Source organism: Vibrio sp. 10N.261.52.A1, assembly GCF_002876325.1.
GTDB lineage: Bacteria > Pseudomonadota > Gammaproteobacteria > Enterobacterales > Vibrionaceae > Vibrio > Vibrio chagasii.
In genome coordinates, this window is record NZ_MCYD01000561.1 from 1 (window position 1) to 3,243 (window position 3,243).

Here is a 3,243-nt window from a genome sequence, read left to right on the forward strand (position 1 = left end):
GTTTGGATTTGTTATGACCCCTGCAATCAATCTTGCCAAGAAAAAGAAAATCGCTCATACGGTGCATCAGTATCACCATGATGCCAACAATACTAACTATGGGTTAGAAGCCGTTGAGGCGCTAGGGCAGGATCCTAAACGTGTATTCAAAACGCTTCTATTCTGCCTAAATGGTGTCGCTAAAGACTTGGCTGTTGCGGTGATTCCTGTCGACCAGAAACTCAATTTGAAACTTGCGGCTAAAGCGGCAAAAGGTAAAAAAGCAGAGATGGCCAACCCAGATATTGCTCAGAAAACCACAGGTTATGTAGTAGGGGGGATCAGCCCGCTTGGTCAGAAGAAAGCGCTGCCGACTTTTGTTCATTCCAGTGCGACGGATTTTGAAACGATCTGCGTAAGTGCAGGCAAGCGAGGGTTGGAAATTGAACTCGCCCCTAAAGATTTAGCTCTGCTGACTCGAGCTCAGTTTACGGATTTGTGCTTGCAAGCTGATGGCTAGTCGTCACAAGGCATGATGTATGAAATAACAAATAAAAACGCCCACTTAGTCGTGGGCGTTTTGGTATACGGAGTCACTCTACTTTTTAAGACCTAGAGTACCACCAACCCGTTTTGCTGCTGGCTTATTTGGTCGGTTTGACTCTTGGTGGCGATTAGTCGGCTTGCCAGCTCGGTGGTCGGCATTACCACGGCCAGCACGATTGCGATCTGAACCCTTGTTGTCTGAGTTCGAGCGCTCAGAACGAGAATTTGATTTCCAATTTTCTGTGTTGCCTTTACTCTGACCTTTGTTTTCGCCATTTGATGAATTACGACCACGCTTTGAATTCGGCGCATGACGGAATTCATCCGCGTTATTACCGCGGTAAGTACGAGTACGATTCTCTTTTTGATTACGTCGAGCAGTAGAAGCTTGGTTCTCTTCACGACTATCGAATAGCTTAGCGTCTGTCGCCTTGCGGATACGCTGACCCTTTGCGTTAATTTTAGATGCGTCTTCTGTACTTACAGAACCTTCACACATCGCTAGAATTTCTGCGATCTCTTCTTCGCTCAAGTAACGCCACTTGCCATTAGGGATACCATCCAAAGAGATGTTCATGATACGAACACGACGTAGTTTGAAAACTTCATAGCCAAGTGCTTCACACATGCGACGAATCTGGCGGTTCAGACCTTGCGTTAATGTGATTCGGAATGAGAACTTAGTCTCTTTCTCTACTTTACATGGCAACGTCACCGTATCCAGAATCGGCACACCCGCTGCCATTTTCTGTAAGAATTCACCTGTGATTGGTTTATCGACACGAACCACATACTCTTTCTCGTGGTTGTTACCAGCACGAAGAATCTTGTTTACGATGTCACCGTCGTTTGTCAGGAAGATCAAACCATCAGATGGCTTATCCAAGCGGCCAATCGGGAAGATACGCTTATGGTGACCGATGAAATCGACGATATTTCCAGGAATATCACGTTCAGTGGTGCAGGTAATGCCTGTCGGTTTATTCAAAGCGATGTAGATAGGTTTCTCTTTCGAGCGAACCGGTTTGTTGTCGATCTCAACATCATCACCAGGCATTACTTTGGTGCCCATTTCTGGGATCTTGCCGTTAATAGTAACTCGACCTGCATCAATCAGTTTGTCGGCTTCGCGGCGTGAGCAAAAACCAGTTTCACTGATGTATTTGTTAAGGCGTTTAGCTTGGGATTCTTGTGACATGATATTCTCTTAGCGTTTCACAACGGAAATATAGGGAAACAAAAAAGCAACTACAGAGCAGTTGCTTTACGTTTGAATTCGTTAACTGACAATAATTTTAGCACTTGGTTTGAGTCTAGGCACTAAATATCGATCTTGGGGTGAAAGCCCGCTCCAGAATTTCGATGATCAGCTAGTGCGCTTTTGATGACGCTCTCTATTTTCTAGTTTCTTCTCATTGCTTTTTCTAAGCATGACATAAACAGCACCGGTACCACCGTGAAATTGCTGTGCTGAGTGTACACATTGCACATCGTTGATCTGAGTCAGCCAGTTAGTCACGTAGCTTTTCATCATCGCTGGTGGATTTGAGCGTTCTCCTTTCCCATGAACGATAATGACAGTGCGAACATCCATTCTTAAGCATTGGCGTAAAAATGACAGCACTTCGTTGCGAGCGTCTTTCAGCGTCTTTCTATGGAGATCGAGTTTGGCCTGAATGGGGTACTTACCTAGGCGCAGTTTTTTGTATACGCCTTCCTGAACACCATCCTTCTTATAAGCAATAACGTCGTCTGGCTTAACCATCGGAGAGTAATCGAGTGATAGGTAATCTTTCTCATCATCAGAGAGCCACATAGCGGCTTCACGCTTAGCAAGCTGAGACTCTGTAACGCGATGTACTTTCTGGTGTTCTGCGGTGTCATGGTCGATACGTTTAACATCGCCCATCATTTGTTGGAATAGCTCTAAATCGTCATCATGAGACATAGTGTGCATCTCAAGTTGGTAAGAATAGAGTAAGTATACCTAAGTTGGGGTAGGGTTTAAAAATGAAAAAACCGGAGGAGACAAGAGAAGTCAGCTCCGGTGCAAAGCGTTTTCAAATTTACCTATAGTAATGAAGCTTTAGGTAAATGATTTAGGCTGAGCGACTCTAGTGAGGAGATTTGTCAGTCATAACTTTGTAGATGAAGAAGCCTCCATAAAACATCATGAGACCCAGAGCCCCGAAGATTACTATCATTGAAGATAGTCCCACCGCATTACCAAATAGGAGATCTAGCCAAAAGTCCATGTGTATACCTCAAAGTTATATGACATGGGTTAGTGTATTAAGTGACATTATCAATTTACTGATCTGGATCAATCCTGTTGCATAAGTTAAATACTTGTTGGTAACTGTGTGTTTTTCGTCACATTGAGCTTGTTGTTGTATGTCTTTTGCTCGAACGATTCAAGATCTCAATAAATATGATAAAAAGCCCTTGCGGATAAACTCAGAATCCGTATTATACGCTCCATCGACAGGCAATGAGCCAGTTAGATATCTCGGTGAATAGCGCAGCTTGGTAGCGCATCTGGTTTGGGACCAGAGGGTCGGGGGTTCGAATCCCTCTTCACCGACCACATATAGAAAGCCTGCTCAATGAGCAGGCTTTCGTCGTTTTAGGGTGTAGGAAAAGGAATAGAACCCAAATGGGGTTCGCCTGATGTTAAAAATAAGCTCTTCACCGACCACATTAAAGAAAGCCGTAGCA

Annotated in this window: 4 protein-coding genes and 1 tRNA gene; 2 read left to right on the forward strand and 3 right to left on the reverse strand. The window is 44.3% G+C overall.

Annotated features, from left to right (window positions below; all coding sequences use genetic code 11):
• Positions 1-13: 13 nt before the first annotated feature.
• On the forward strand, positions 14-499 hold the full coding sequence (gene ybaK / locus BCT81_RS08760; RefSeq protein ID WP_102423874.1) for a Cys-tRNA(Pro) deacylase: 486 nt from the start codon (positions 14-16) through the stop codon (positions 497-499).
• Between the two features lie 78 nt (positions 500-577).
• On the opposite strand, the gene rluF is transcribed toward ybaK, so the two are convergent.
• From rluF to BCT81_RS08775, 3 genes are all read right to left on the reverse strand, one after another.
• Positions 578-1,723 carry a 23S rRNA pseudouridine(2604) synthase RluF gene (gene rluF / locus BCT81_RS08765; RefSeq protein WP_102423872.1) on the reverse strand — a complete coding sequence of 382 codons (1,146 nt, stop codon included), beginning with the start codon at positions 1,721-1,723 and terminating at the stop codon, positions 578-580.
• A gap of 168 nt (positions 1,724-1,891) precedes the next feature.
• Positions 1,892-2,473, reverse strand: a complete 582-nt coding sequence (smrA, locus tag BCT81_RS08770) for a DNA endonuclease SmrA (RefSeq protein ID WP_102423873.1) — start codon at positions 2,471-2,473, stop codon at positions 1,892-1,894.
• A 166-nt stretch (positions 2,474-2,639) separates the two neighbouring features.
• Positions 2,640-2,780 (reverse strand): DUF3149 domain-containing protein, encoded by a 141-nt coding sequence (locus BCT81_RS08775; protein WP_004739790.1) that lies wholly within the window; start codon positions 2,778-2,780, stop codon positions 2,640-2,642.
• 255 nt (positions 2,781-3,035) lie between these two features.
• Between BCT81_RS08775 and BCT81_RS08780 the strand changes: the two genes are divergently transcribed.
• Positions 3,036-3,112, forward strand: a tRNA-Pro gene (locus BCT81_RS08780).
• The last annotated feature ends 131 nt before the right edge of the window (positions 3,113-3,243 follow it).

Coding starts and splice junctions, on each gene's coding strand:
- ybaK (WP_102423874.1), top strand. CDS start 14: ATGACCCCTGCAATCAATCTTGCCAAGAAAAAGAAAATCGCTCATACG.
- BCT81_RS08775 (WP_004739790.1), bottom strand. CDS start 2,780: ATGGACTTTTGGCTAGATCTCCTATTTGGTAATGCGGTGGGACTATCT.
- rluF (WP_102423872.1), bottom strand. CDS start 1,723: ATGTCACAAGAATCCCAAGCTAAACGCCTTAACAAATACATCAGTGAA.
- smrA (WP_102423873.1), bottom strand. CDS start 2,473: ATGTCTCATGATGACGATTTAGAGCTATTCCAACAAATGATGGGCGAT.